The sequence below is a fragment of the Streptomyces sp. NPDC050423 genome (assembly GCF_040655445.1).
GTDB lineage: Bacteria > Actinomycetota > Actinomycetes > Streptomycetales > Streptomycetaceae > Streptomyces.
In genome coordinates, this window is the sequence record NZ_JBFAJY010000008.1 from 112,004 (window position 1) to 131,894 (window position 19,891).

Here is a 19,891-nt window from a genome sequence, read left to right on the forward strand (position 1 = left end):
CCAAGGGATCGCCCGACCCGCGCTGTCGCAAGTGCCTCGTCCGATGAGGCACGGGTCCCCCCACCTGCGCTGCGACGATGACATCTGAGACCTCAGCGAATTCCGCCTCCCCCGAGTCCGACGCCCGGTCGCCGCACACCTTTCAGGTGGATCTGCGCGGGCTGGTCGACCTCCTCTCCCATCACCTCTACTCCTCTCCCCGCGTCTACCTGCGTGAACTGCTGCAGAACGCGGTGGACGCCATCACCGCCCGCCGCTCCGAGCAGCCGGACGCGCCCGCGCGGGTACGGCTGTACGCCGAGGACGGCCGGCTGCGGGTCGAGGACAGCGGCATCGGTCTGACCGAGACCGATGTGCACAGCCTGCTCGCGACGATCGGCCGCAGTTCCAAACGGGACGGTGCGCAGGGGCTCGCCTCGGCGCGGGCCGACTTCCTCGGCCAGTTCGGCATCGGGCTGCTGGCCTGCTTCGTCGTCGCCGCCGAGATCCGGGTGGTGAGCCGTTCCGCGCGCACGCCCGGCGCGCCGCCGGTGGAGTGGCTCGCCCGTGACGACGGTTCGTACACCGTGCGGACGCTTCCCGACAGTGCCCGGCCGGAGCCCGGCACCACCGTGCATCTGACCGCCCGCCCCGGCAGCGCGGAGTGGCTGACCGAGGAGCGGGTGCTCGCGCTCGCCCGCGATTTCGGCTCGCTGCTGCCGTACGACGTACGGGTCGGGGACGCGGCCGTCACCGATCTGCCGGCGCCGTGGGACCGCGCGTACCCGAGTCCCGCGGGGCGGCGGGTGGCGCTCGCCCGCCACTGCCACGAGCAGTTCGGCTTCTCACCGCTCGACACGATCGACCTCGATCTGCCGCTCGCCGGGATCCGCGGGGTCGCCCATGTGCTGCCGTCGGCGGTCAGTCCGGCGCAGCGCGCGGGCCACCGGGTGCATCTGAAGGGCATGCTGCTGACGGACCGGGCGGACGAGCTGCTGCCCGACTGGGCGTTCTTCGTGCGGTGCGTCATCGACACGGACAGCCTGCGGCCCACCGCCTCGCGCGAGGCGCTGTACGCGGACGAGACCCTGGCCGCGGTACGGGACGCGCTCGGCGAGCGGATCAGGGACTGGCTGACCGGCCTCGCCGCGGGTGATCCGGAGCGGCTGGCCCAGTTCCTCTCGGTGCACCACCTGGGGGTGAAGTCGCTCGCCCGGCACGACGACGCCATGCTGCGCACGATGCTGCCGTGGCTGCCGTTCGAGACGACGGACGGCCGGCTCTCGCTGGAGGAGTTCGCCAGGCGCCATCCGGTGGTGCACTTCACCCGGACCGTGGAGGAGTTCCGGCAGGTCGCGCCGATCGCCTCCGCACAGGGGATCGGGGTGGTCAACGGCGGCTACACGTACGACACCGAGCTGGTCGAGCGGCTGCCCGCGGCACGGCCCGGGACGGTGGTCGCGGAGCTGGACGCCGACACGGTCACCGCGCACCTGGACTCCGTGGACCCCCGGGAGGAGCTGGCGCTCGGCCCGTTCCTCGCGGCGGCCCGCGCCGGGCTGGACCCGCTGGGGTGCGATGTGGTGCTGCGCGCCTTCCACCCGCTGACCGTGCCCGCGCTGCATCTGGACGACCGGTCCGCCCGCCACGAGCAGGCCCGCGCCGAGGCCGAGGAGCAGGCGGACGACCTGTGGGCGGGCATCCTGGGTTCCCTGCGCGGGAGCGCGCCGCGGGCCCGGCTCGTACTGAACCATCTCAATCCGCTGATCCGCCGGATCAGTTCGCTGGACACCCCGGAGCTGGCGGTGACCGCGACGGAGGCCCTGTACGGGCAGGCGCTGCTGATGGCGCAGCGGCCGCTGCGCCCGGCCGACTCGGCGCTGCTGAACCGGGCGTTCCTCGGCCTGCTGGAGTGGGCCACGCATCCCGCCGCACCGGGGCACTCCCCCGCGAACCCCCAGGAGGACGGCCGATGAGCGCCGATGCCGCGACGGTCCGACAGGCCCTGCGGGACAACCAGGAGGAGCCGGAGGGGCCCGCGCGCAACGCCCGCGCGGAGCGGCTGCTGGCCGAGGCCGAGCAGAGCGGGGACGCGGCGCTGCTGGTCGAGGCGCTCGTCCATCAGCTGCAGGTCTACAACTACAGCTCCGAGAAGGACAAGATGTTCGTCCCGTTCGCGCGACTGCTGCGGGTGTGGGACGAACGGCCGGCTGATTTCGACCCGGTCATGACCCACCATCTGTTCTGGATGTTCAAGTGGGTCTCCAGCTCCATGGTCGACCAGCCGCACATCCCGCTCGCCTCCATCGAGAAGTGGCAGGGCGAGATGGCACACCGCTACCGGCTGGCCGGCCACTCCGAACGGGCGGTGCGGCAGGGCGAGCTGGAGATCGCGCGGCATCTGGGCGACGTGGCGCGGGCCGGGCGGGCGTACACCGCCTGGCAGGCCGCGGACCGGGACCGGATGGCCAACTGCCACGCCTGCGAACTGCACGAACAGGGCGGCTGGCAGGTGCAGCGCGGTCAGGACGAGGAGGCGCTGAACAGCTGGGCGCCGGTGCTGGACGGGGAGCACGTCTGCGCGCACGAACCGCATGCGGTGCTGGCCGCCTCGCTCCTCCCGCTGCTGCGGACGGGGCGCCCTGAGCAGGCCCGCGCGCACCATCTGCGCGGGTACCGGATGGTCCGGCCGATGGAGAGCATGCGGTACGCCGTCGCGCTGCACATCGAGTTCTGTGCCCTGACGGGCAACGAGGCCCGGGGGCTGGAGATCCTCGCTGAGCGGCCGGCGTACTTCACCGACAGCGGGAACCCCGCCAGCCTGATGGACTTCACGGCCGTCACCGCCGTGCTGATGGACCGGCTGACCGCGCTGGGGCACGGCGGGCAGTCCGTGCCGGGCCCGGCGGGGACGGACTGGACCGCCGCGTCACTGGCCGTCCACGCCCGTACCCGGGCCCTGGCGCTCGCGGCCCGCTTCGACGGGCGCAACGGCAACACGTACGTGGGTGAGCAGGTACGGGAGCGGCTGGCACGGCTGCCGCTGCTGGACCGGCTGCCGCTCGGGGTGCGCGCGGTGCGGCTCGCGGCACCGCCGGCGGCGCCGGCCGCCGTGCCGTCCTCCGCCCCGGAGCCGGTGCGGGACCTGGCCGCTCTGCTGGCCGAGGCGCGGCGGCTGTCCGACGCCCAGCACCCGGACGCCGGGGACGCCTGGCGGGCCGTCGCCGAGCGGGCCGGGGACACGGACGCACTGAGCGCCCACGACCGGGCGAACGTGGCGGACCACCGCGCGATGGACGCTTCGCTGTCGCCCGCCGAGGCGGCGGAGGCGTTCCGGACGGCCGCCTCGCTGTACGAGGAGGCCGGCGACCGGGGCGAGGCCGTCGCGGCGAGCGCCAGGTGCGCCTTTCTCCGCTCGATGGCGGACGGCGGCGCCGACGCGGCGGCGGCTGAGATCGCTCCTCTCGTGGATCTGGCCCTCGCCCTGTACGCGGAGGGCGCGGCCACGGGGCGGCAGACCGGCGGTGTGCTGGTGTGCCGGGCCCGGATCGTCCAGCAGCGGATGTTCCGGGCGGCGGACGAGGAGTCCACGGACGCGGCGGTCGCCGCCCTCGAAGAGGCGGCCCGCGAGGTGCTCGCGTTCGCCGAACCCCTGCGTGCGCGGGAGAGGGTGGCCACCCGGATCTCCGAGGCGCTGGGCTTCCTCGCGGACACAGCGGCGTACCGCGGCGACGGTCCGGCGGCGGCGGAGCTGTACGCGCGAGCGGCCGCCGCGGTCAACGAGGCGGAACTGCCCTGGTACGCCGCCGAGTACGAGGCCAGGACGGCACGGATCGCCGCGCGGCTCGACGACCACGCGACGGCGGAGCGGGCCGCCCGCGCGGCGCTGGAGCACGGCGGCACGTCGCTGTCCGGGCCGGGGCTGGCCCGGCTGCATCTGCTGCTCGCCGAAGTGCTCGGCGCCACCGGGCGGTTCGCCGAGGCGGTGGAGCACACGCTCGACGCGGCCCACTGGGCGGACGAGTCGGACGAGAGCGGCACGCTGGGCGTCCATGCCCGGCACCAGCTCGGCGGCCTGCTGCTCCGGCTGGGGCGGGCGGCCGAGGCGGCGGCGGTACTGGAGGCGGTACTGCCCGACATCACGTCCGAGGACCACGGGGAGGGCATGGTCGTCCAGACGCTGTGGTGGCTGGGCGACGGGCTGTCGACGCTCGGGGAACCGCGGACCGCGGCCGAGCACTGGCTGCGGGCGGCGGACATCGCGCGCGGCTGGCCCGAGCAGCACGATCACGCGATGCTCGCCAACCTCGCGGCGCAGGCGCTGTACCGGGCCGAGCTGAACCCGGAGGCGGAGCGGGCGTACGAGCGGGCCGGGGAGCTGTGGCGGGCCCTGGACGACGTTCCCTCACTGGTGCGGACGCTGCGGGTGCGGGCCTGGATCGCGCTCCGGGAGGGGCAGCCCGGCCTCGGCGCGGCGCGGGCGTTCATGGCCGCGGCGGAGCGGGAGTGCGAGGCGGCGGGCCCGGAGTTGCTGCCGGAGCTCGCGGACACCCTCCGCCAGACCGCCGAGCTGATCGCCGACGCGTGCGAGGGCGAGCCGGGCGAGGCGGCGGACGATCCGGCGCGCAGGGCGTACGAGGAGGCGCTGGGTTACGTCGAGCGGGCGTCGGCGGCCTTCGCCGGGGCCGGTACCGGCCACCTCGCCGCGCGCACGGCCGCCTGGCTGATGGCCGCCTGGCTGGAAGCGGACCTGGGCCGCGCGGACGCGGCGCTGTCCCGGGCGGCGGAGGCCGTCGCGGCCTACGAGGAGGTGCCGGCGGGCACGGACGAGACGGCGGACGCGCGCCGGGCGGAGGCGGCGTCGGTGCGGGCGTACGTGGCCCAGGGGTCGGGGAGTCCGGGCCCGTCGGGCGGCTGAGGACACCCTCGGACGGGCATGGGTGGTGCCGCCCCGGTCCGGTCGTGCGGCCGGGCTACTCCACCCCGATCAGCAGCGGGGCGCACTGGTGGCCGCCGCGGTACACCACCGTGTCCACCGCCAGGTAGCCCTCTCGGACGTGTTCCTCCAGCGTGTCCGCCAGCGCGTCCGGGACGTCCTCGCCCAGGACCAGGGTGACCAGTTCGCCACCGGACGCCAGCATCCGGTCCAGCACGCCGCGGGCCGTCTCCGGGACGTTCTCGCCGATGACGGCCACGTCTCCGTCGATCAGGCCCAGGATGTCGCCGGCCTGGCAGACGCCCGCCATGGTCCAGGACTGCCGTTCGGCGACGGCCAGTTCGGCGTACCGGGTGGCGCCGGCCGCCGCGGTCATCGCGACCACGTCCTCGTCGAAGCTGCGGCCCGGTTCGTGGACGGCCAGGGCCGCGATGCCCTGGACCGCGGCCCTGGTCGGGATGAGGGCGACCCGGATGCCCTCGGCGCGGGCCTGCTCGGCGGCGGCCGCGGCCGTGTGGCGCAGATCCCCGTCGTTGGGCAGGAGCACCACCTCGCGGGCGTGGGCGCGGCGGATCGCGTCGACCAGTTCGCCGCTGGCGGGCGGTTCCCCGGGGCGGGCGAGCACCGTCGTCGCCCCGGCCTCCGCGCACAGGCCGCCGAGCCCGTCGCCCGGGACGACCACGACGACCGCGCGCTGGGCGGGTTCGGGGCGGGCGTGCACCCGGTCCGCGGCGAAGTGGGTGATGCGGATGCGGTAGGGCCGTCCGGCCTCGACCCCGGCCTCCACCGCCGCGCCCGCGTCGTCGACGTGCACATGGACGTTCCAGAGCCCGTCGCCCCCCACCACCACGAGGGAGTCCCCCAGGGCGTCGAGCCGGGTCCGCAGCCGCTCCACCGCGCCGTCCCCGGCCTCCAGCAGGTAGATGACCTCGAAGGCCGGTCCGCCCGGCGGATCGTCCGCCGCGGGGCAGTCCCCGTCGACGGCGGTGAACGGGGCGGGAGCGGCCGGCGCCTCGTACAGCCGCTCCGGCGCCCGTCCGGAGACCGCCTCGACGAGCGCCCCCAGGACCGCCACCAGCCCCCGCCCGCCGGCGTCCACGACACCTGCCCGGCCGAGTACGGCGAGCTGTCCGGGCGTCGCCTCCAGGGCGGTACGCGCCCCCTCGTACGCCGCCCGCGCGATCACACCCGCACCGGCGCCGCCCGGCGCGCGCCCCGCGGCTTCGGCCGCCGCGGTGGCCACCGTCAGGACCGTGCCCTCGACGGGGTGGGCGACGGCCTCGCGCGCCGATACGGCGGCCCGGGTCAGCGCGAGGCGCAGCCGGTCCGGACCGGGCCGCTCCCCGGACTCATCGGCCAGTACCCCGGCCATGCCGCGCAGCAACTGCGCCAGGATCGTGCCGGAGTTGCCGCGGGCGCCGATCAGCGCCCCGTGGGCCATGGCCCGTACCGCGTCGGCGGTGGAGGGTACCGAGGTGCCGGTCTCGTGGGCGGCGAACACCGCCTCGACGGCCGCCGTCGCGGATTCCGCGGTCAGGTAGAGGTTGGTGCCGGTGTCCCCGTCCGCGACGGGATACACGTTGATCGCGTCGATCGCCTCGCGCTCCCGGCCGAGTGCGTCCAGCGCCAGTGAGCACCAGGTACGCACCGCGACGGCGTCCAGGTCGTCGGCGGTCTGCGGCACCTGATGGTCCTCCTCGGAACGGGGCCTGGGGGCGGCGGGCTGCACCGCAGGGTAGCCCCGGCCGGCGGGCCGGACGGGGTCAGGGGCGGGGCGGGCAGCTGTGGAACCCATGGTAGTTTCGTATCTCCGACGCAGGCGTTGTATGCTGCTTCGGTTGCCCGACGAGAGTCGGGACATTCCCCCGGTACCGCCACTTCAGTCAATGAATCCGGCGTGCCGGAATTCACTGTAAGTGCATCTGAAGTTTTGGAGTGACCCGTGGCTGCCAACTGCGACGTTTGCGGCAAGGGGCCGAGCTTCGGCAACAGCATTTCGCACTCGCACCGCCGTACGTCCCGTCGCTGGAATCCCAACATCCAGCGCGTGCGTGCCGTGGTCGGGCGGACGCCGAAGCGGCTCAACGTCTGCACCTCGTGCATCAAGGCCGGCAAGGTCGCGCGCTGACGTTCCCGTCGTAGCGCAGCCTTACCGGTTGCCCAAAAAGCCGGTCCACCTCGGTGGACCGGCTTTTTGCTGTGCCCGGACGAGGCGATGCCCTCAGCGGGCGTTCCGCAGCTGCCACCCGTGGTCGACCGGGCCGATCCCGGCGCCCAGCGCGAAGCCCGCCGCGATGGCCCCGGTGACGTAGGACTTCGCGGCCCGTACCGCCGTGGGCACGTCCTGGCCCCGGGCCAGCCCGCAGGCGATCGCGGAGGCGAGGGTGCAGCCCGTGCCGTGCGTGTGGCGGTTGTCGTGGCGGGGGGCGCGCAGCCAGTGCTCCTCGGAGCCGTCCGTCAGCAGGTCGACGGGGTCGCCGGGCAGATGTCCGCCCTTGACGACCACCCAGCGGGGCCCGTGGCCGAGCAGCTCCGCCGCGGCCCGTCGCATCCCGGCCTCGTCGGTGACCGTCATGCCCGTGAGCTGCGCCACTTCGTCGAGATTCGGGGTGACCACGGTCGCGACGGGCAGCAGCTTCGTGCGCACCGAGTCGAGCGCCTCGGCGGCGAGCAGCGGATCGCCGTGCTTGGAGACGCCCACCGGGTCCACGACGGCCGGGGCGTCCGTCCCGGCGATGAGTGCGGCGACAGTCTCGACGAGGGGGGCGGAGGAGAGCATGCCGGTCTTGACCGCGCTCACGCCGATGTCGTCCACCACGCTGCGGTACTGGGCGCGTACGGCCTCCGCGGGCAGTTCCCAGGCGCCCTGCACACCCAGCGAGTTCTGGGCGGTGACGGCGGTCAGCACGCTCATGCCGTGCACGCCGAGCGCCAGCATCGTCTTCAGGTCGGCCTGGATGCCGGCACCGCCGCCGGAGTCGGATCCGGCGACGGTGAGCACACGGGGAGGTACGGCGGAGGCTGTGGGCATACGCCGCAATCTACTGGGCGTCCTCGATGTCCCCGAAGTGGTCCCAGCCGCTCTTGCTGGTCCAGGGCGCCCCGTCGACCGTCACCTGGGGCAGCGCCGAGGGGTTGAGAACCTCGCCGATCACCTTCCAGCGGGCCGGCAGCTTCACGTCCGGCGGGAACGTCGCGACGATCGCGTGGTCCTCTCCCCCGGTGAGCACCCACTGGAGGGGGTCCACGCCGACGGCCTGGCCGATGTCGGACATCTGGGACGGGATGTCGATGCGCCCGGAACGCAGGTCGATCCGGACCTTGCTCGCCTCCGCGATGTGCCCGAGGTCGGCGACGAGTCCGTCGCTGACGTCGGTCATCGCGGTGGCGCCGAGTCCGGCGGCCGCGGGACCCGCGTGGTACGGCGGTTCGGGCCGCCGGTGGGCCTCGACGAAGGCGCGCGGCGAGCGGAAGCCCCGGGAGAGCACGGCGTATCCGGCGGCGGACCAGCCGAGCCAGCCCGTGACGGCGACGACGTCGCCGGGCTGGGCGCCCGCCCTGGTGACGGGCTCGTGGTTGCGCAGATCGCCGAGCGCGGTGATCGCGACGGTGATGGTGTCGCCGCGCACCACATCGCCGCCGACCACGGCCGCTCCGGCGACCTGGCACTCGTCGCGGATGCCGTCCATGAGCTCCCCGGCCCAGGTCACCGGGAGTTCGGCGGGGACGACAAGACCGAGGAGCAGCGCGGTGGGCACGGCTCCCATGGCGGCGATGTCGGCGAGGTTCTGTGCGGCGGCCTTGCGGCCGACGTCGTACGCCGTCGACCAGTCACGCCGGAAGTGCCGCCCCTCCAGCAGGATGTCGGTACTGGCCACGACCCTGCGGTCGGGGGCGGTCACGACCGCGGCGTCGTCGCCGGGGCCGAGCCGTACCGCCGGAGTGGTGGTGAGCCGGGACGTCAGCTCTCTGATGAGCCCGAACTCCCCCAACTCGCCCACGGTTCCCTTCACCGAGTCTCACCCCTCATCTGTCGCGCCGGACGGGCGTCCGGCCTGTTTCAGCGGCCTGCCGGTGCCCGGACCGTGAACCGGCCCCCGGGGGCGGTCCGTCCTGGTGGTCACGGGCATGCGCGTCCCCCGTCCGCACCGCTGAGTTTGCGGTCGCGGGCCGTCACTGCTGTCGGTACTGTCAAGAGATACGTCAACTTGTGTGTTCTGTACGCCACGCTGTGGGCGTCATCCGGCCCGCAGGTCTCCCCGCGGCCCGCGGCAACGCGATACCGTGGCGTCCCTTTCCCCCACATGATCCTCGTGGCCGCCCTGGAGGTTCCGTGGTACAGGCGTACATCCTTATTCAGACCGAGGTGGGCAAGGCGACGACAGTCGCCCAGACCATCGCGAAAATCCCGGGAGTGATCCAGGCAGAGGACGTCACCGGCCCCTACGACGTGATCGTGCGTGCCCAGGCCGACACGGTCGATGCACTCGGACGCATGGTGGTTGCCAAGGTCCAGCAAGTGGACGGCATCACCAGAACCCTGACCTGCCCGGTCGTGCACCTGTAACCCCCGTCTAGGCTGGGCCGGTGACGTCTTCCCGCCGCCGGCTCTCCCGCCCCGTGTTCCTCGGTCCGTCCGCTGCCCTGGTGCTCATGGCCGCGGCGGGCTGCTCCTCCAGCGACGCCTCGGCGTCGGTCACGGTTCCCACCCCGTCGTCGGAAGCCGCAGCCTACTGCCGTGCGTTGCACAAGGAGCTGCCGCGTACCGTCGCCGGTCAGGAGCGCAGTGATCCCGGCTCCGGCTCGGACCTGACCGCCGGGTGGGGGGACGGGGAGATCGTACTGCGCTGCGGTGTCCCGCGCCCCGCGGAGATGGACGACGCCCAGGCGAAGGCGGTCGACGCGAACGGCGTCAACTGGCTGCTGGAACAGCAGGAGGACGGCCGGCCGCGTTTCACGACGACCTTGCGCAAGGCGTACGTCGAGGTGACGCTGTCGGCGCGGTACGCGCATGACGCGACCCCGCTGGCGGCCTTCGCCCCGGTCGTCAGGAAGACGGTTCCCAGCATGTAGGGCGTGTGCTCCGGTGCGGAGCACACGCCTTGGGCCGTCTGTCAGCGCAGTCCGGTCGGCCGGTTCAGGGCCGCCTGGATGAGCCGGTCCACCAGCTGCGGGTAGTCGACGCCGCTCTCCTGCCACATGCGCGGGTACATGGAGATCGGGGTGAAGCCCGGCAGGGTGTTGATCTCGTTGATGACGAAGCCGCCGTCCTCGGTGAGGAAGAAGTCGGCACGCACCAGGCCCTCGCAGGACACCGACTCGTAGGCCTCGACGGCGAGCCGCTGGACCTCGGCGGTCTGGTCCTCGGTGAGCGGGGCCGGCACGATGCCGGACGCCGCGTCGATGTACTTGGCCTCGAAGTCGTAGAAGTCGTGCGAGGTGACCGGCGGGATCTCGGCCGGCACGCTGGCGCGCGGCCCGTCCTCGAACTCCAGCACCCCGCACTCGATCTCGCGGCCCCGCAGCAGCGACTCGACGAGGAACTTGGGGTCGTGGCGGCGGGCCTCCTCGATCGCCTCGTCCAGGCCGGAGAGGTCGTCGACCTTGGTGATGCCGATCGACGAGCCGGCCCGTGCGGGCTTCACGAAGAGCGGCCAGCCGTGGTCGCCGGCGAACTCCACGATGCGCTTGCGCACGGCCTGGGGGTCCTGGTCCCACTCGCGGGGGCGTACGACGACGTACGGCCCGACGGGCAGCCCGAAGGAGGTGAAGACGCGCTTCATGTACTCCTTGTCCTGGCCGACCGCCGACGCGAGGACCCCGGCGCCGACGTACGGCACTCCGGAGAGCTCCAGGAGGCCCTGGAGCGTGCCGTCCTCACCGTAGGGGCCGTGCAGAACGGGGAAGACGACGTCGACCTCGCCGAGCGCCTTGGGGACCGAGCCGGGTTCGCTGTAGACCACTTCACGGCTGCCGGGATCGACGGAGAGCACCACGCCGCCCTCGTCCGACTCGGCCAGCTGGGCCACGTCCGGCATCTTCCGGTCCGTGATGGCCATGCGTTCGGGTTCGTCGGCGGTGAGCGCCCAGCGGCCGTCCGTCGTGATGCCGATCGGCAGGACGTCGTACTTGGTCCGGTCGATGGCGTTCAGGACGGCACCGGCCGTGACCACCGAAATGCCGTGTTCGGAGCTGCGGCCGCCGAACACGACGGCCACACGCGGCTTGCGGAGCTGCTGCTCCGTGCTCTGGGGGAGGTTCTCGCTGCTCATATCGCGATGAGCGTACCTGCTGGTACGGGTCGCGTCAGCGCAGCCGGTGCCGTCCGGCGGGTGAACGCGATCGCAGCCGGCGGCTCTCAGTGCCGCTCGGCCTTGGCACTGCGCGACATCAGCTCCTTGAGCGCGACCATCGGGGGCTTGCCCTCGTGGACGATGCCGACGACCGTTTCGGTGAGGGGCATCTCCACCCCGTGCCGGCGTGCCAGATCGAGCACCGATTCGCAGGACTTGACGCCCTCCGCGGTCTGCCTGGTGACGGCGATGGTCTCCTGGAGGGTCATGCCGCGGCCGAGGTTGGTGCCGAAGGTGTGGTTGCGCGAGAGCGGCGACGAGCAGGTCGCCACCAGGTCCCCGAGTCCGGCGAGTCCGGAGAAGGTGAGCGGATCGGCGCCCATGGCGTGGCCGAGCCGGGTGGTCTCGGCGAGGCCGCGGGTGATGAGCGAGCCCTTGGCGTTGTCGCCGAGCCCCATGCCGTCGGCGATGCCGACGGCCAGCCCGATGACGTTCTTGACGGCGCCGCCGAGCTCGCAGCCGACCACGTCGGTGTTGGTGTACGGGCGGAAGTACGGGGTGTGGCAGGCGGCCTGGAGGCGGCGCGCCACCGACTCGTCCTGGCAGGCGACGACGGCCGCGGCGGGCCGGCGTTCAGCGATCTCCTTGGCGAGGTTGGGGCCTGTGATGACGGCGATGCGGTCGGCACGGACACCGGTGACGTCCGCGATGACCTCGCTCATCCGCTTCGCGGTGCCCAGTTCGACGCCCTTCATCATGGAGACCAGCACCGTCTTCGACTCCAGGTGCGGGGCCCAGTCGGCGAGGTTGGCGCGCAGCGTCTGGGAGGGCACGACGAGTACGGCGAAGTCGGCGCCGCGCAGCGCCTCGGCGGCGTCCGTGGTGGCCCGGACCGAGGCGGGGAGCTCGATGCCCGGCAGGTAGTCGGGGTTGGTACGGGTCGTGTTGACGGCCTCGGCGACCTCGGCGCGACGGCCCCAGAGGGTGACCTCGCAGCCGGCGTCGGCGAGGACCATGGCGAAGGCGGTACCCCATGAGCCGGTTCCGAAGACGGCCGCTTTTACGGGGTGCGTCACTTGGGTCCCTCTCCTTCGGACTTGCGCCGCTGTTCCGCGCGGGCCTTGCGGTGGTCGTAGAGCTCGGTGGGGGCCTGCTGCCCGCGTACGTCCGCCAGCTGCTCGGTGATCGCGAGCATGATGACCTCGGTCGCCTCGCGCAGGACTTCGGGCGTCGGCTCCTTGTCGTAGAACCGGGAGAGGTCGACGGGCGGACCGGCCTGGACCTGGAGGGTCTTACGGGGGAAGAGCCGCAGCTTCTTGTCCGTGGCGTAGGGCGGCATCGCCAGGTTGGCGCCCCACTGGGCGACGGGGATGACCGGTGCCCTGGTCATCAACGCGACGCGGGCGGCGCCGGTCTTGCCCCCCATCGGCCACATCTCGGGGTCGCGGGTGAGGGTGCCCTCCGGGTAGAAGGCGACGCACTCACCGCGCTCGATGGCGTCGACGGCGGCCCTGAAGGCGTCCAGCGCGTTGGTGGTCTCGCGGTACACGGGAATCTGGCCGGTGCCACGCAGCATCATTCCGACAAAGGGGGTCTTGAAGAGCCCCGCCTTGGCGAGGAGCCGCGGCACCCGGCCGGTGTTGTACTGGAAGTGCCCGTACGAAAGAGGGTCCAGATACGAGTTGTGATTGACCGCAGTTATAAATCCGCCGTCGGCCGGAATGTATTCCATCCCCCGCCAGTCGCGCTTGAACAGAACCACCAGCGGCGGTTTTGCGATGACCGCTGCCAAGCGGTACCAGAAGCCGATTCTACGGCGGGACACCCGGACACCTTTCTCTATGGACCTGACTGTGGAGCTGTGCTGCCTGACTACCGACGGTCAAGTCTCGCCCCAGGCCCCTGCTCTGTCGAGAACACCGTACGCCTCACCTTCGGGACCGATCCTCCGGGTTGTCGCACCGGCAGGCGAGAATAGGCGGCCATGCACATCGAGGGGGAGACCGCCACGAACACCGACCCGACCGGCCGCTGGTCCCTGGTCGTCCCGTTGAAACCCCTGGCGCGGGCCAAGAGCAGGCTGGTGCCCTCGTCCGGTGCTCTGTTGCGGCCCCGGCTGGCCCTGGCCTTCGCCCAGGACACCGTGTACGCCGCGCTCGCCTGCCGGGCCGTCGCCGATGTGGTGGTAGTCACGGACGACGCGACGGCCGGCGCCGCGCTGGCGGCCCTCGGCGCCCGCATCGTGGCCGACTCCCCCGCCGCCGGGCTCAACGCGGCTCTCGCGCACGGTGAGCGGGCGGTGCGGGCGGCCCGGCCCGGCGCGGCCGTCGCCGCGCTCAACGCGGATCTGCCCGCCCTGCGCCACACGGAACTGGCGCGGGTGCTCGATTCATCGGCCTCTTTTTCCCGGGCATTCGTGACCGATGCGGCGGGAATTGGAACAACATTTCTGGCCGCTGGGCCAGGAGTGGAATTGCGCCCGGCTTTCGGCGGCCCGTCCCGGGCCCGGCATCTCGCGTCGGGCGCCGCGGAAATCACGTTCTCCGGCATCGATTCGGTCCGCCAGGACGTGGACACCGGCGACGATCTGCGGGCGGCGCTCGCCCTGGGCGTGGGCCCTTACACGGCGGGGCGCTGGGCCGCGGGGGTCCCCGCGATGGACCGATAGGCTGCCGTTCATGCAGGCGACCTCGTACACGTACGACCCCGATACCCGCACCGGCAGCGTGCTGCTCGACGACGGCACCCCGGTGGACTTCGACGCCCCGGCCTTCGACGCCGGCGGTCTGCGGCTGCTGCGTCCGGGCCAGCGAGTGCGGATCGAGGGCAGCGGCGAGGGCGCCGGGCTGCGGATCACCCTGGTGACGCTCCAGACCTTCTGAGCCCCGTGGTTCCGCGGGGCTGCCGAGCTCTGTGGCCCTGCCCCGAACAGCCCGCGGGCCGGGCTCCCCGAGGGGAGCCCGGCCCGGCGCGTGTGAGGAGCCCTGTGCTGCTCGGTCTCACTTCTTCCGTGCGGTGGCCTTCTTGGCCGTGGTCTTGCGCGCCGTGGTCTTCTTCGCGGGCGCCTTCTTCGCCGTGGTCTTCTTGGCGGGCGCGGTCTTGCTGGCGACGGCCTTCTTGGCGGTCGTCGTCTTCTTCGCCGCTGCGGGGGCCGCCTTCTTCGCGGCCGCCGTGGTCTTCTTCGCCGCCGCGGACGTCTTCTTCGCGGTGGTCTTCTTGGCGGTGGCCGTGGTCTTCTTCGCCGCTGCCACGGTCTTCTTGGCGGTGGCCTTCTTCGCCACGGCCTTCTTCGCGGTCGCCTTCTTGGCGGCCGCCTTGGCCGTCGTACGGGTGGAAGAACCGCCCGAGAGGCTGCCCTTGGGGGCCTTCTTCACGGCCACATCGTTCTTGGGGAGCTTCTTCGAGCCGCTCACCAGGTCCTTGAAGCCCTGTCCCGCACGGAAACGGGGCACGGACGTCTTCTTGACCCGTACGCGCTCACCCGTCTGCGGGTTGCGGGCGTAGCGGGCGGGGCGGTCGACCTTCTCGAACGAGCCGAAGCCGGTGACCGATACCCGGTCACCTGCGACAACCGCACGAACGATCGCGTCGAGCACCGCATCGACGGCGTCCGCGGCCTGCTGACGGCCGCCGACCTTGTCGGCAATCGCTTCTACGAGCTGCGCCTTGTTCACGTCTTCCCCTTCGGAGACATAGCCAGAACGAAAGTGTTCAAGCCTTTTCGCACGTTAGGCAGATATATACCGCAAATCAAACACGAAACGGGCTAATCACCCTAGTGCCGCAACGAAGTCGACCGCTGCGCAGTTCCGCAGAGTCAGTCACCTTCGGGGAATCGGCCCTCATCGAGGTCCTTCATCAACCGGTCCAGACGCCTTGCTGCATCTGGGAGATCGTGCTTCGCCGCGGCCGTGACGACCAGCAGCTTCCGGGACAGCGCCATCCGTACGCCCTCCGGGACTTGCAGTGCACGCACTCGTGAGTGCGCTTCCTTCAATTGGTCGGCGACTTGGCCGTAAAGCTTGAGTTGGCTGTCGCGTTCCATGCACCGATTGTGCCATCTGGGGCGAGTTGTCGCCCGACGGGGTCTCAACAAGCGACTGCGCCCCCTACCAGAAGGCAGGGGGCGCAGTACGGGAAAGGTGCTGCTCAGGCGTTAATTGTACGTGGCTTGTGGGCCGGCCTGGTCGCCTCGTAGGCCGCGATGTCCGGTTCGTTCTGCAGAGTGAGGCTGATGTCGTCCAGCCCGTTCAGCAGCCGCCAGCGGGCGTTCTCGTCGAGCTCGAAGTCGGCGGTGATGCCCTCGGCGCGGACCTGCCGCGTCTCCAGGTCGACCGTGATCTCGGCCTTCGGGTCGGCCTCCGTCAGCTCCCAGAGGGTGTCGACGACCTGCTGGTCCAGGACCACGGTCAACAGCCCGTTCTTCAGCGAGTTGCCGCGGAAGATGTCGGCGAACCGGGAGGAGATGACGGTCTTGAAGCCGAAGTTCTGCAGGGCCCAGACGGCGTGCTCGCGGGACGAGCCGGTGCCGAAGTCGGGGCCGGCCACCAGTACCGAGGCGCCCTTGCGCTCCGGGCGGTTGAGGACGAAGTTCTCGTCCTTGCGCCAGGCCTCGAAGAGCCCGTCCTCGAAGCCGTCCCGGGTGACCTTCTTCAGCCAGTGGGCGGGAATGATCTGGTCGGTGTCGACGTTGCTGCGGCGCAGCGGGACGGCCCGGCCGGTGTGTGCGGTGAAAGCTTCCATGATTCTCAGACTCCGGCGGGCGTGCGGTCGTCGGACAGGTCGGCCGGCGAGGCCAGATGGCCCAGCACGGCGGTGGCGGCGGCGACCTGCGGGGAGACCAGGTGCGTACGGCCGCCCTTGCCCTGCCGGCCCTCGAAGTTACGGTTCGAGGTGGAGGCGGAGCGCTCGCCGGGGGCCAGCTGGTCGGGGTTCATACCGAGACACATCGAGCAACCCGCGTGCCGCCATTCGGCGCCGGCGGTCTTGAAGACCTTGTCCAGGCCCTCCTCGACGGCCTGCAGGGCGACCCGCACGGAGCCGGGGACGACCAGCATCCGCACCCCGTCGGCGACTTTGCGGCCGTCCATGATCGCGGCCGCGTTGCGCAGGTCCTCGATCCGGCCGTTGGTGCAGGAACCTACGAAGACGGTGTCCACGTTGATCTCGCGCAGCGGCTGCCCGGCGGTCAACCCCATGTACTCCAGGGCCTTTTCGGCGGCGTTGCGCTCCGAGGCGTCCTCGTACGAAGCGGGGTCGGGGACGTTGGCCGACAGCGGCGCGCCCTGGCCGGGGTTGGTGCCCCAGGTGACGAACGGCGCCAGTTCGGCGGCCTCGATGACCACCTCGGCGTCGAAGACCGCGTCGTCGTCGGTGCGCAGCGTCTTCCAGTACGCCACGGCGGCGTCCCAGTCCTCGCCCTGCGGGGCGTGGTCGCGGCCCTGAAGGTAGTCGAAGGTGGTCAGGTCGGGGGCGATCATGCCTGCCCGCGCTCCGGCCTCGATCGACATGTTGCAGATGGTCATCCGGGCTTCCATCGAGAGCTTCTCGATGGCGGAGCCGCGGTATTCGAGGATGTAGCCCTGACCGCCGCCGGTGCCGATCCGCGCGATGATCGCGAGGATCAGGTCCTTGGCGGTGACGCTGTCGGGCAGTTCGCCCTCGACGGTGATCGCCATCGTCTTCGGGCGGGCCAGCGGCAGCGTCTGGGTGGCCAGCACGTGCTCGACCTGGCTGGTGCCGATGCCGAACGCCAGCGCGCCGAAGGCGCCGTGCGTGGAGGTGTGGGAGTCACCGCAGACGACCGTGGTGCCGGGCTGGGTCAGCCCCAGCTGCGGGCCGACCACGTGCACGACGCCCTGCTCGACGTCGCCCAGCGGGTGCAGCCGGACGCCGAAGTCCGCGCAGTTCTTGCGCAGGGTCTCCAGCTGCGCGCGGGAGACCGGGTCGGCGATCGGCTTGTCGATGTCGAGGGTCGGGGTGTTGTGGTCCTCGGTGGCGATGGTGAGGTCGAGGCGCCGCACCGGGCGCCCGGCCTGCCGCAGACCGTCGAAGGCCTGCGGGCTGGTCACCTCGTGCAGCAGGTGCAGATCGATGTAGAGGAGGTCGGGCTCGCCTTCGGCGCGCCGGACGACGTGGTCGTCCCAAACCTTCTCCGCGAGTGTCCTACCCATCGCTTTCCCTCCGGCCGGCGTCGTCGCCGGCCCAACTAGAGATTCAGTGCGCCCCCGTCCGGACCCCCGTGCGGGGCGGTGGCTACGGGCCGTTGTGGGGCCGCCCGTACAGGTTCGCAACTTCCCTGGAAAATTGAACTTGCGTTTCACAGAGTGAGACGCGAGTATCGTCGTATGGACAACTCTAGCGGCGTCGGCGTTCTCGACAAGGCAGCTCTGGTATTGAGCGCCCTGGAGTCCGGTCCGGCCACCCTCGCCGGGCTGGTCGCGGCGACCGGGCTCGCACGACCCACGGCCCACCGGCTGGCCGTGGCACTGGAACACCACCGCCTGGTGGCGAGGGACATGCAGGGCCGCTTCATTCTCGGCCCCCGGCTGTCGGAGCTCGCGGCGGCGGCGGGCGAGGACCGGCTGCTCGCCACGGCGGGACCGGTGCTCACCCACCTTCGCGACATCACGGGCGAGAGCGCTCAGCTCTACCGCCGGCAGGGCGACATGCGGATCTGCGTGGCGGCGGCGGAGCGGCTGTCCGGCCTGCGGGACACCGTGCCGGTCGGCTCCACGCTCACCATGAAGGCGGGATCGTCCGCCCAGATCCTGATGGCCTGGGAGGAGCCGGAGCGCCTGCACCGCGGCCTCCAGGGCGCCCGCTTCACCGCGACGGCACTCTCGGGCGTACGGCGCCGGGGCTGGGCCCAGTCGATCGGCGAGCGGGAACCGGGCGTCGCCTCGGTCTCCGCACCGGTGCGCGGCCCCTCGAACCGGGTGGTCGCGGCGGTCTCGGTCTCCGGGCCGATCGAGCGGCTGACCCGTCACCCGGGCCGGATGCACGCCCAGGCCATCATCGACTCGGCCGCCCGGCTGAGCGAGGCCCTGCGCCGCACCGGCTGATCCCGCCCCCTTCTCGCCGTATCGCAAGAGGCCGCCCCAGCGCCGTGGCGGCCCCCAACACCCGTGAGCCACACCGGAGTCCGCCGGGGCCCCAACCGGTCGGGGCGGGACCACCGCAACAGGCCGACCCGGCCCCAACAGGCCTGCGGACACAAGCAGAAGGCCCCTCACCGAAGTGAAGGGCCGCTGTCTGATGCTCTGTTGTACCCCCGACCGGATTCGAACCGGCGCTACTGCCGTGAGAGGGCAGCGTGCTAGGCCGCTACACAACGGGGGCTTGGATACTGCGACTTGCTACTTGCTGTCTTGCGCTGGGCTACCAGGACTCGAACCTAGAATGACGGTACCAGAAACCGTAGTGTTGCCAATTACACCATAGCCCATGGTGTTACAAGTACCCCCGACCGGATTCGAACCGGCGCTACTGCCGTGAGAGGGCAGCGTGCTAGGCCGCTACACAACGGGGGCCCTAGCGATCCTGCATCGAGAGCGTGGGTGCGACCCAGATGTTCTCGCGGGAAGGATCTGTACCCCCGACCGGATTCGAACCGGCGCTACTGCCGTGAGAGGGCAGCGTGCTAGGCCGCTACACAACGGGGGCTTGCACTTACTACGTGCGACTTGCTGTCTTGCGCTGGGCTACCAGGACTCGAACCTAGAATGACGGTACCAGAAACCGTAGTGTTGCCAATTACACCATAGCCCACCGAAACGCAACCCCTGAGGGTTGTATTTCTGACTGCGCTTCCCGGTCGGATCTTTTGTCCCGCTCGGGTGACGCAGGAAGAACATTACCTGAAGGTGTCCGGCGCTCCAAAACGGGTATCGCCCGCCAGCAGGCCGGGAAGCTGGTCCAGGGCCGTGATCCGGACGAGTTCGGGGCGGCCGCCACGGTCGCCCCGGTCCAGCCAGATCCCGGTCAGCCCGGCGGCCACCGCACCGGCCGCGTCGATATCGGGCTCATTTCCGATGTACGCCACCTCGTGCGGGTCGAGGGCCAGAGCCTCGCAGGCGGCGTGGAAAGCCGCCGCGTGGGGTTTGGCGACCCCGATCTCGACGGCGCACACCACCGCCTCGAAGCGGTCCCGCACGCCGAGCGTCCGCAGCTTGCGGTCCTGGCTGCGGATGGTGGAGTTCGACAGGATCGCGTGCCGGAAGCTCCCGGCCAGCCGGTCCAGGGCCGGCACGGCGTCCGGGAAGAGGGCCCACGCGGCCTCGTAGTGCGCGACGTGCCGGCCGAACCACTCGTCGGCCTCGGCGTCACTCATCCACCGCCCCAGAAAGGCGCGTACGCGCTCGCGCCGCTGCCCCTGGAAGTCGAGCTCCCCGACGGCGAAGCGTGCCCACTGCACGTCCGTGACGGCTTTCCATACGTCGAGGGCGTGTTCGACGGAGTCGTACCCCTCCGGCAGGCCCTCGCGCTCCAGGTGCCCGTGCATGCCGGCCCGGTCGGCTCCCGAGTAGTCGAAAATCGTGTCGTCGATGTCCCAGAGAACCGCTCGAATCGGCATGCCCGTCAGCGTATGTGCCCAGGCGGCGTAGCAGGCCGTCGATCCGCACGAACGAGAACCGGCCGTCCGGCCCCCCGCCGCGGCGGGGGCGTACCGTCCGCGGTGTCC

At 71.7% G+C, this 19,891-nt stretch carries 19 protein-coding genes and 5 tRNA genes; 8 read left to right on the forward strand and 16 right to left on the reverse strand.

What is annotated here, in order from left to right; all coding sequences use genetic code 11:
• Window positions 1-77 precede the first annotated feature (77 nt).
• Both AB0I52_RS08880 and AB0I52_RS08885 read left to right on the forward strand, forming a co-directional pair.
• Window positions 78-1,955 carry an HSP90 family protein gene (locus tag AB0I52_RS08880; protein WP_363070346.1) on the forward strand — a complete coding sequence of 626 codons (1,878 nt, stop codon included), beginning with the start codon at window positions 78-80 and terminating at the stop codon, window positions 1,953-1,955.
• Entirely contained in the window at window positions 1,952-4,897 is a 2,946-nt protein-coding gene (locus tag AB0I52_RS08885; RefSeq protein WP_363070348.1) for a tetratricopeptide repeat protein, read from the forward strand. Before AB0I52_RS08880 ends, AB0I52_RS08885 begins: the two co-directional genes overlap by 4 nt.
• A 55-nt stretch (window positions 4,898-4,952) precedes the next feature.
• Here the strand turns inward: AB0I52_RS08885 and AB0I52_RS08890 are convergent, their stop codons facing one another.
• Window positions 4,953-6,599 (reverse strand): DAK2 domain-containing protein, encoded by a 1,647-nt coding sequence (locus tag AB0I52_RS08890; protein WP_363070478.1) that lies wholly within the window; start codon window positions 6,597-6,599, stop codon window positions 4,953-4,955.
• A gap of 258 nt (window positions 6,600-6,857) precedes the next feature.
• Between AB0I52_RS08890 and rpmB the strand changes: the two genes are divergently transcribed.
• Entirely contained in the window at window positions 6,858-7,043 is a 186-nt protein-coding gene (gene rpmB, locus AB0I52_RS08895; protein ID WP_003965989.1) for a 50S ribosomal protein L28, read from the forward strand.
• Between the two features lie 93 nt (window positions 7,044-7,136).
• Here rpmB and thiD read toward each other — a convergent pair whose 3' ends face one another.
• Together thiD and AB0I52_RS08905 are read right to left on the reverse strand one after the other, a co-directional pair.
• On the reverse strand, window positions 7,137-7,946 hold the full coding sequence (gene thiD, locus AB0I52_RS08900) for a bifunctional hydroxymethylpyrimidine kinase/phosphomethylpyrimidine kinase (RefSeq protein WP_363070350.1): 810 nt from the start codon (window positions 7,944-7,946) through the stop codon (window positions 7,137-7,139).
• Between the two features lie 10 nt (window positions 7,947-7,956).
• Entirely contained in the window at window positions 7,957-8,928 is a 972-nt protein-coding gene (locus AB0I52_RS08905) for a thiamine-phosphate kinase (RefSeq protein WP_123461888.1), read from the reverse strand.
• Between the two features lie 320 nt (window positions 8,929-9,248).
• On the opposite strand from AB0I52_RS08905, the gene AB0I52_RS08910 reads away from it, so the two are divergent.
• Together AB0I52_RS08910 and AB0I52_RS08915 are read left to right on the forward strand one after the other, a co-directional pair.
• On the forward strand, window positions 9,249-9,482 hold the full coding sequence (locus tag AB0I52_RS08910) for an Lrp/AsnC ligand binding domain-containing protein (RefSeq protein ID WP_363070352.1): 234 nt from the start codon (window positions 9,249-9,251) through the stop codon (window positions 9,480-9,482).
• A gap of 20 nt (window positions 9,483-9,502) precedes the next feature.
• Window positions 9,503-9,988 (forward strand): DUF3515 domain-containing protein, encoded by a 486-nt coding sequence (locus AB0I52_RS08915; RefSeq protein WP_363070354.1) that lies wholly within the window; start codon window positions 9,503-9,505, stop codon window positions 9,986-9,988.
• Window positions 9,989-10,029: 41 nt separating this feature from the next.
• Here AB0I52_RS08915 and AB0I52_RS08920 read toward each other — a convergent pair whose 3' ends face one another.
• The 3 genes from AB0I52_RS08920 to AB0I52_RS08930 all read right to left on the reverse strand — a co-directional run bounded on the left by AB0I52_RS08920 (window position 10,030) and on the right by AB0I52_RS08930 (window position 13,033).
• Window positions 10,030-11,187: a D-alanine--D-alanine ligase family protein gene (locus tag AB0I52_RS08920; RefSeq protein WP_363070356.1), complete on the reverse strand. Its 1,158-nt coding sequence runs from the start codon at window positions 11,185-11,187 to the stop codon at window positions 10,030-10,032.
• 86 nt (window positions 11,188-11,273) lie between these two features.
• Window positions 11,274-12,284 carry an NAD(P)H-dependent glycerol-3-phosphate dehydrogenase gene (locus AB0I52_RS08925; protein ID WP_363070358.1) on the reverse strand — a complete coding sequence of 337 codons (1,011 nt, stop codon included), beginning with the start codon at window positions 12,282-12,284 and terminating at the stop codon, window positions 11,274-11,276.
• Window positions 12,281-13,033 carry a lysophospholipid acyltransferase family protein gene (locus AB0I52_RS08930; RefSeq protein ID WP_363070360.1) on the reverse strand — a complete coding sequence of 251 codons (753 nt, stop codon included), beginning with the start codon at window positions 13,031-13,033 and terminating at the stop codon, window positions 12,281-12,283. Before AB0I52_RS08930 ends, AB0I52_RS08925 begins: the two co-directional genes overlap by 4 nt.
• Before the next feature lie 159 nt (window positions 13,034-13,192).
• Between AB0I52_RS08930 and cofC the strand changes: the two genes are divergently transcribed.
• Together cofC and AB0I52_RS08940 are read left to right on the forward strand one after the other, a co-directional pair.
• Window positions 13,193-13,876 carry a 2-phospho-L-lactate guanylyltransferase gene (gene cofC, locus AB0I52_RS08935; protein ID WP_363070362.1) on the forward strand — a complete coding sequence of 228 codons (684 nt, stop codon included), beginning with the start codon at window positions 13,193-13,195 and terminating at the stop codon, window positions 13,874-13,876.
• A 10-nt stretch (window positions 13,877-13,886) separates the two neighbouring features.
• A complete protein-coding gene (locus AB0I52_RS08940) occupies window positions 13,887-14,090 on the forward strand; it encodes a hypothetical protein (protein WP_363070364.1) in 204 nt (67 codons plus the stop codon).
• A gap of 117 nt (window positions 14,091-14,207) precedes the next feature.
• Here the strand turns inward: AB0I52_RS08940 and AB0I52_RS08945 are convergent, their stop codons facing one another.
• The 4 genes from AB0I52_RS08945 to leuC form a co-directional block, all read right to left on the reverse strand.
• Complete coding sequence (locus tag AB0I52_RS08945; protein ID WP_363070366.1) at window positions 14,208-14,882, reverse strand: HU family DNA-binding protein; 675 nt, start codon at window positions 14,880-14,882, stop codon at window positions 14,208-14,210.
• Window positions 14,883-15,025: 143 nt separating this feature from the next.
• A complete protein-coding gene (locus AB0I52_RS08950) occupies window positions 15,026-15,253 on the reverse strand; it encodes a hypothetical protein (protein WP_123461880.1) in 228 nt (75 codons plus the stop codon).
• A 104-nt stretch (window positions 15,254-15,357) separates the two neighbouring features.
• Window positions 15,358-15,951, reverse strand: coding sequence for a 3-isopropylmalate dehydratase small subunit (gene leuD / locus AB0I52_RS08955; protein WP_363070368.1), 594 nt, complete (start codon window positions 15,949-15,951; stop codon window positions 15,358-15,360).
• 5 nt (window positions 15,952-15,956) lie between these two features.
• Entirely contained in the window at window positions 15,957-17,381 is a 1,425-nt protein-coding gene (gene leuC, locus AB0I52_RS08960; RefSeq protein ID WP_363070370.1) for a 3-isopropylmalate dehydratase large subunit, read from the reverse strand.
• Window positions 17,382-17,555: 174 nt separating this feature from the next.
• Here leuC and ndgR point away from each other — a divergent pair, with 174 nt between their 5' ends.
• A complete protein-coding gene (gene ndgR, locus AB0I52_RS08965) occupies window positions 17,556-18,272 on the forward strand; it encodes an IclR family transcriptional regulator NdgR (protein ID WP_363070372.1) in 717 nt (238 codons plus the stop codon).
• A gap of 204 nt (window positions 18,273-18,476) precedes the next feature.
• On the opposite strand, the gene AB0I52_RS08970 is transcribed toward ndgR, so the two are convergent.
• The 6 genes from AB0I52_RS08970 to AB0I52_RS08995 form a co-directional block, all read right to left on the reverse strand.
• A tRNA-Glu gene (locus AB0I52_RS08970) sits at window positions 18,477-18,549 on the reverse strand.
• 34 nt (window positions 18,550-18,583) lie between these two features.
• A tRNA-Gln gene (locus AB0I52_RS08975) sits at window positions 18,584-18,655 on the reverse strand.
• Window positions 18,656-18,667: 12 nt separating this feature from the next.
• A tRNA-Glu gene (locus tag AB0I52_RS08980) sits at window positions 18,668-18,740 on the reverse strand.
• Window positions 18,741-18,800: 60 nt separating this feature from the next.
• A tRNA-Glu gene (locus AB0I52_RS08985) sits at window positions 18,801-18,873 on the reverse strand.
• Window positions 18,874-18,906: 33 nt separating this feature from the next.
• Window positions 18,907-18,978, reverse strand: a tRNA-Gln gene (locus tag AB0I52_RS08990).
• Window positions 18,979-19,063: 85 nt separating this feature from the next.
• Entirely contained in the window at window positions 19,064-19,783 is a 720-nt protein-coding gene (locus AB0I52_RS08995) for an HAD family hydrolase (protein ID WP_363070374.1), read from the reverse strand.
• Window positions 19,784-19,891: the final 108 nt, after the last annotated feature.

What these genes read in the sequence shown, in the direction of transcription:
- AB0I52_RS08885 (WP_363070348.1), top strand. Translation starts at nt 1,952, where the DNA reads ATGAGCGCCGATGCCGCGACGGTCCGACAGGCCCTGCGGGACAACCAG.
- cofC (WP_363070362.1), top strand. Translation starts at nt 13,193, where the DNA reads ATGCACATCGAGGGGGAGACCGCCACGAACACCGACCCGACCGGCCGC.
- AB0I52_RS08940 (WP_363070364.1), top strand. Translation starts at nt 13,887, where the DNA reads ATGCAGGCGACCTCGTACACGTACGACCCCGATACCCGCACCGGCAGC.
- leuD (WP_363070368.1), bottom strand. Translation starts at nt 15,951, where the DNA reads ATGGAAGCTTTCACCGCACACACCGGCCGGGCCGTCCCGCTGCGCCGC.
- AB0I52_RS08950 (WP_123461880.1), bottom strand. Translation starts at nt 15,253, where the DNA reads ATGGAACGCGACAGCCAACTCAAGCTTTACGGCCAAGTCGCCGACCAA.
- AB0I52_RS08920 (WP_363070356.1), bottom strand. Translation starts at nt 11,187, where the DNA reads ATGAGCAGCGAGAACCTCCCCCAGAGCACGGAGCAGCAGCTCCGCAAG.
- ndgR (WP_363070372.1), top strand. Translation starts at nt 17,556, where the DNA reads ATGGACAACTCTAGCGGCGTCGGCGTTCTCGACAAGGCAGCTCTGGTA.
- leuC (WP_363070370.1), bottom strand. Translation starts at nt 17,381, where the DNA reads ATGGGTAGGACACTCGCGGAGAAGGTTTGGGACGACCACGTCGTCCGG.
- AB0I52_RS08880 (WP_363070346.1), top strand. Translation starts at nt 78, where the DNA reads ATGACATCTGAGACCTCAGCGAATTCCGCCTCCCCCGAGTCCGACGCC.
- thiD (WP_363070350.1), bottom strand. Translation starts at nt 7,946, where the DNA reads ATGCCCACAGCCTCCGCCGTACCTCCCCGTGTGCTCACCGTCGCCGGA.
- AB0I52_RS08995 (WP_363070374.1), bottom strand. Translation starts at nt 19,783, where the DNA reads ATGCCGATTCGAGCGGTTCTCTGGGACATCGACGACACGATTTTCGAC.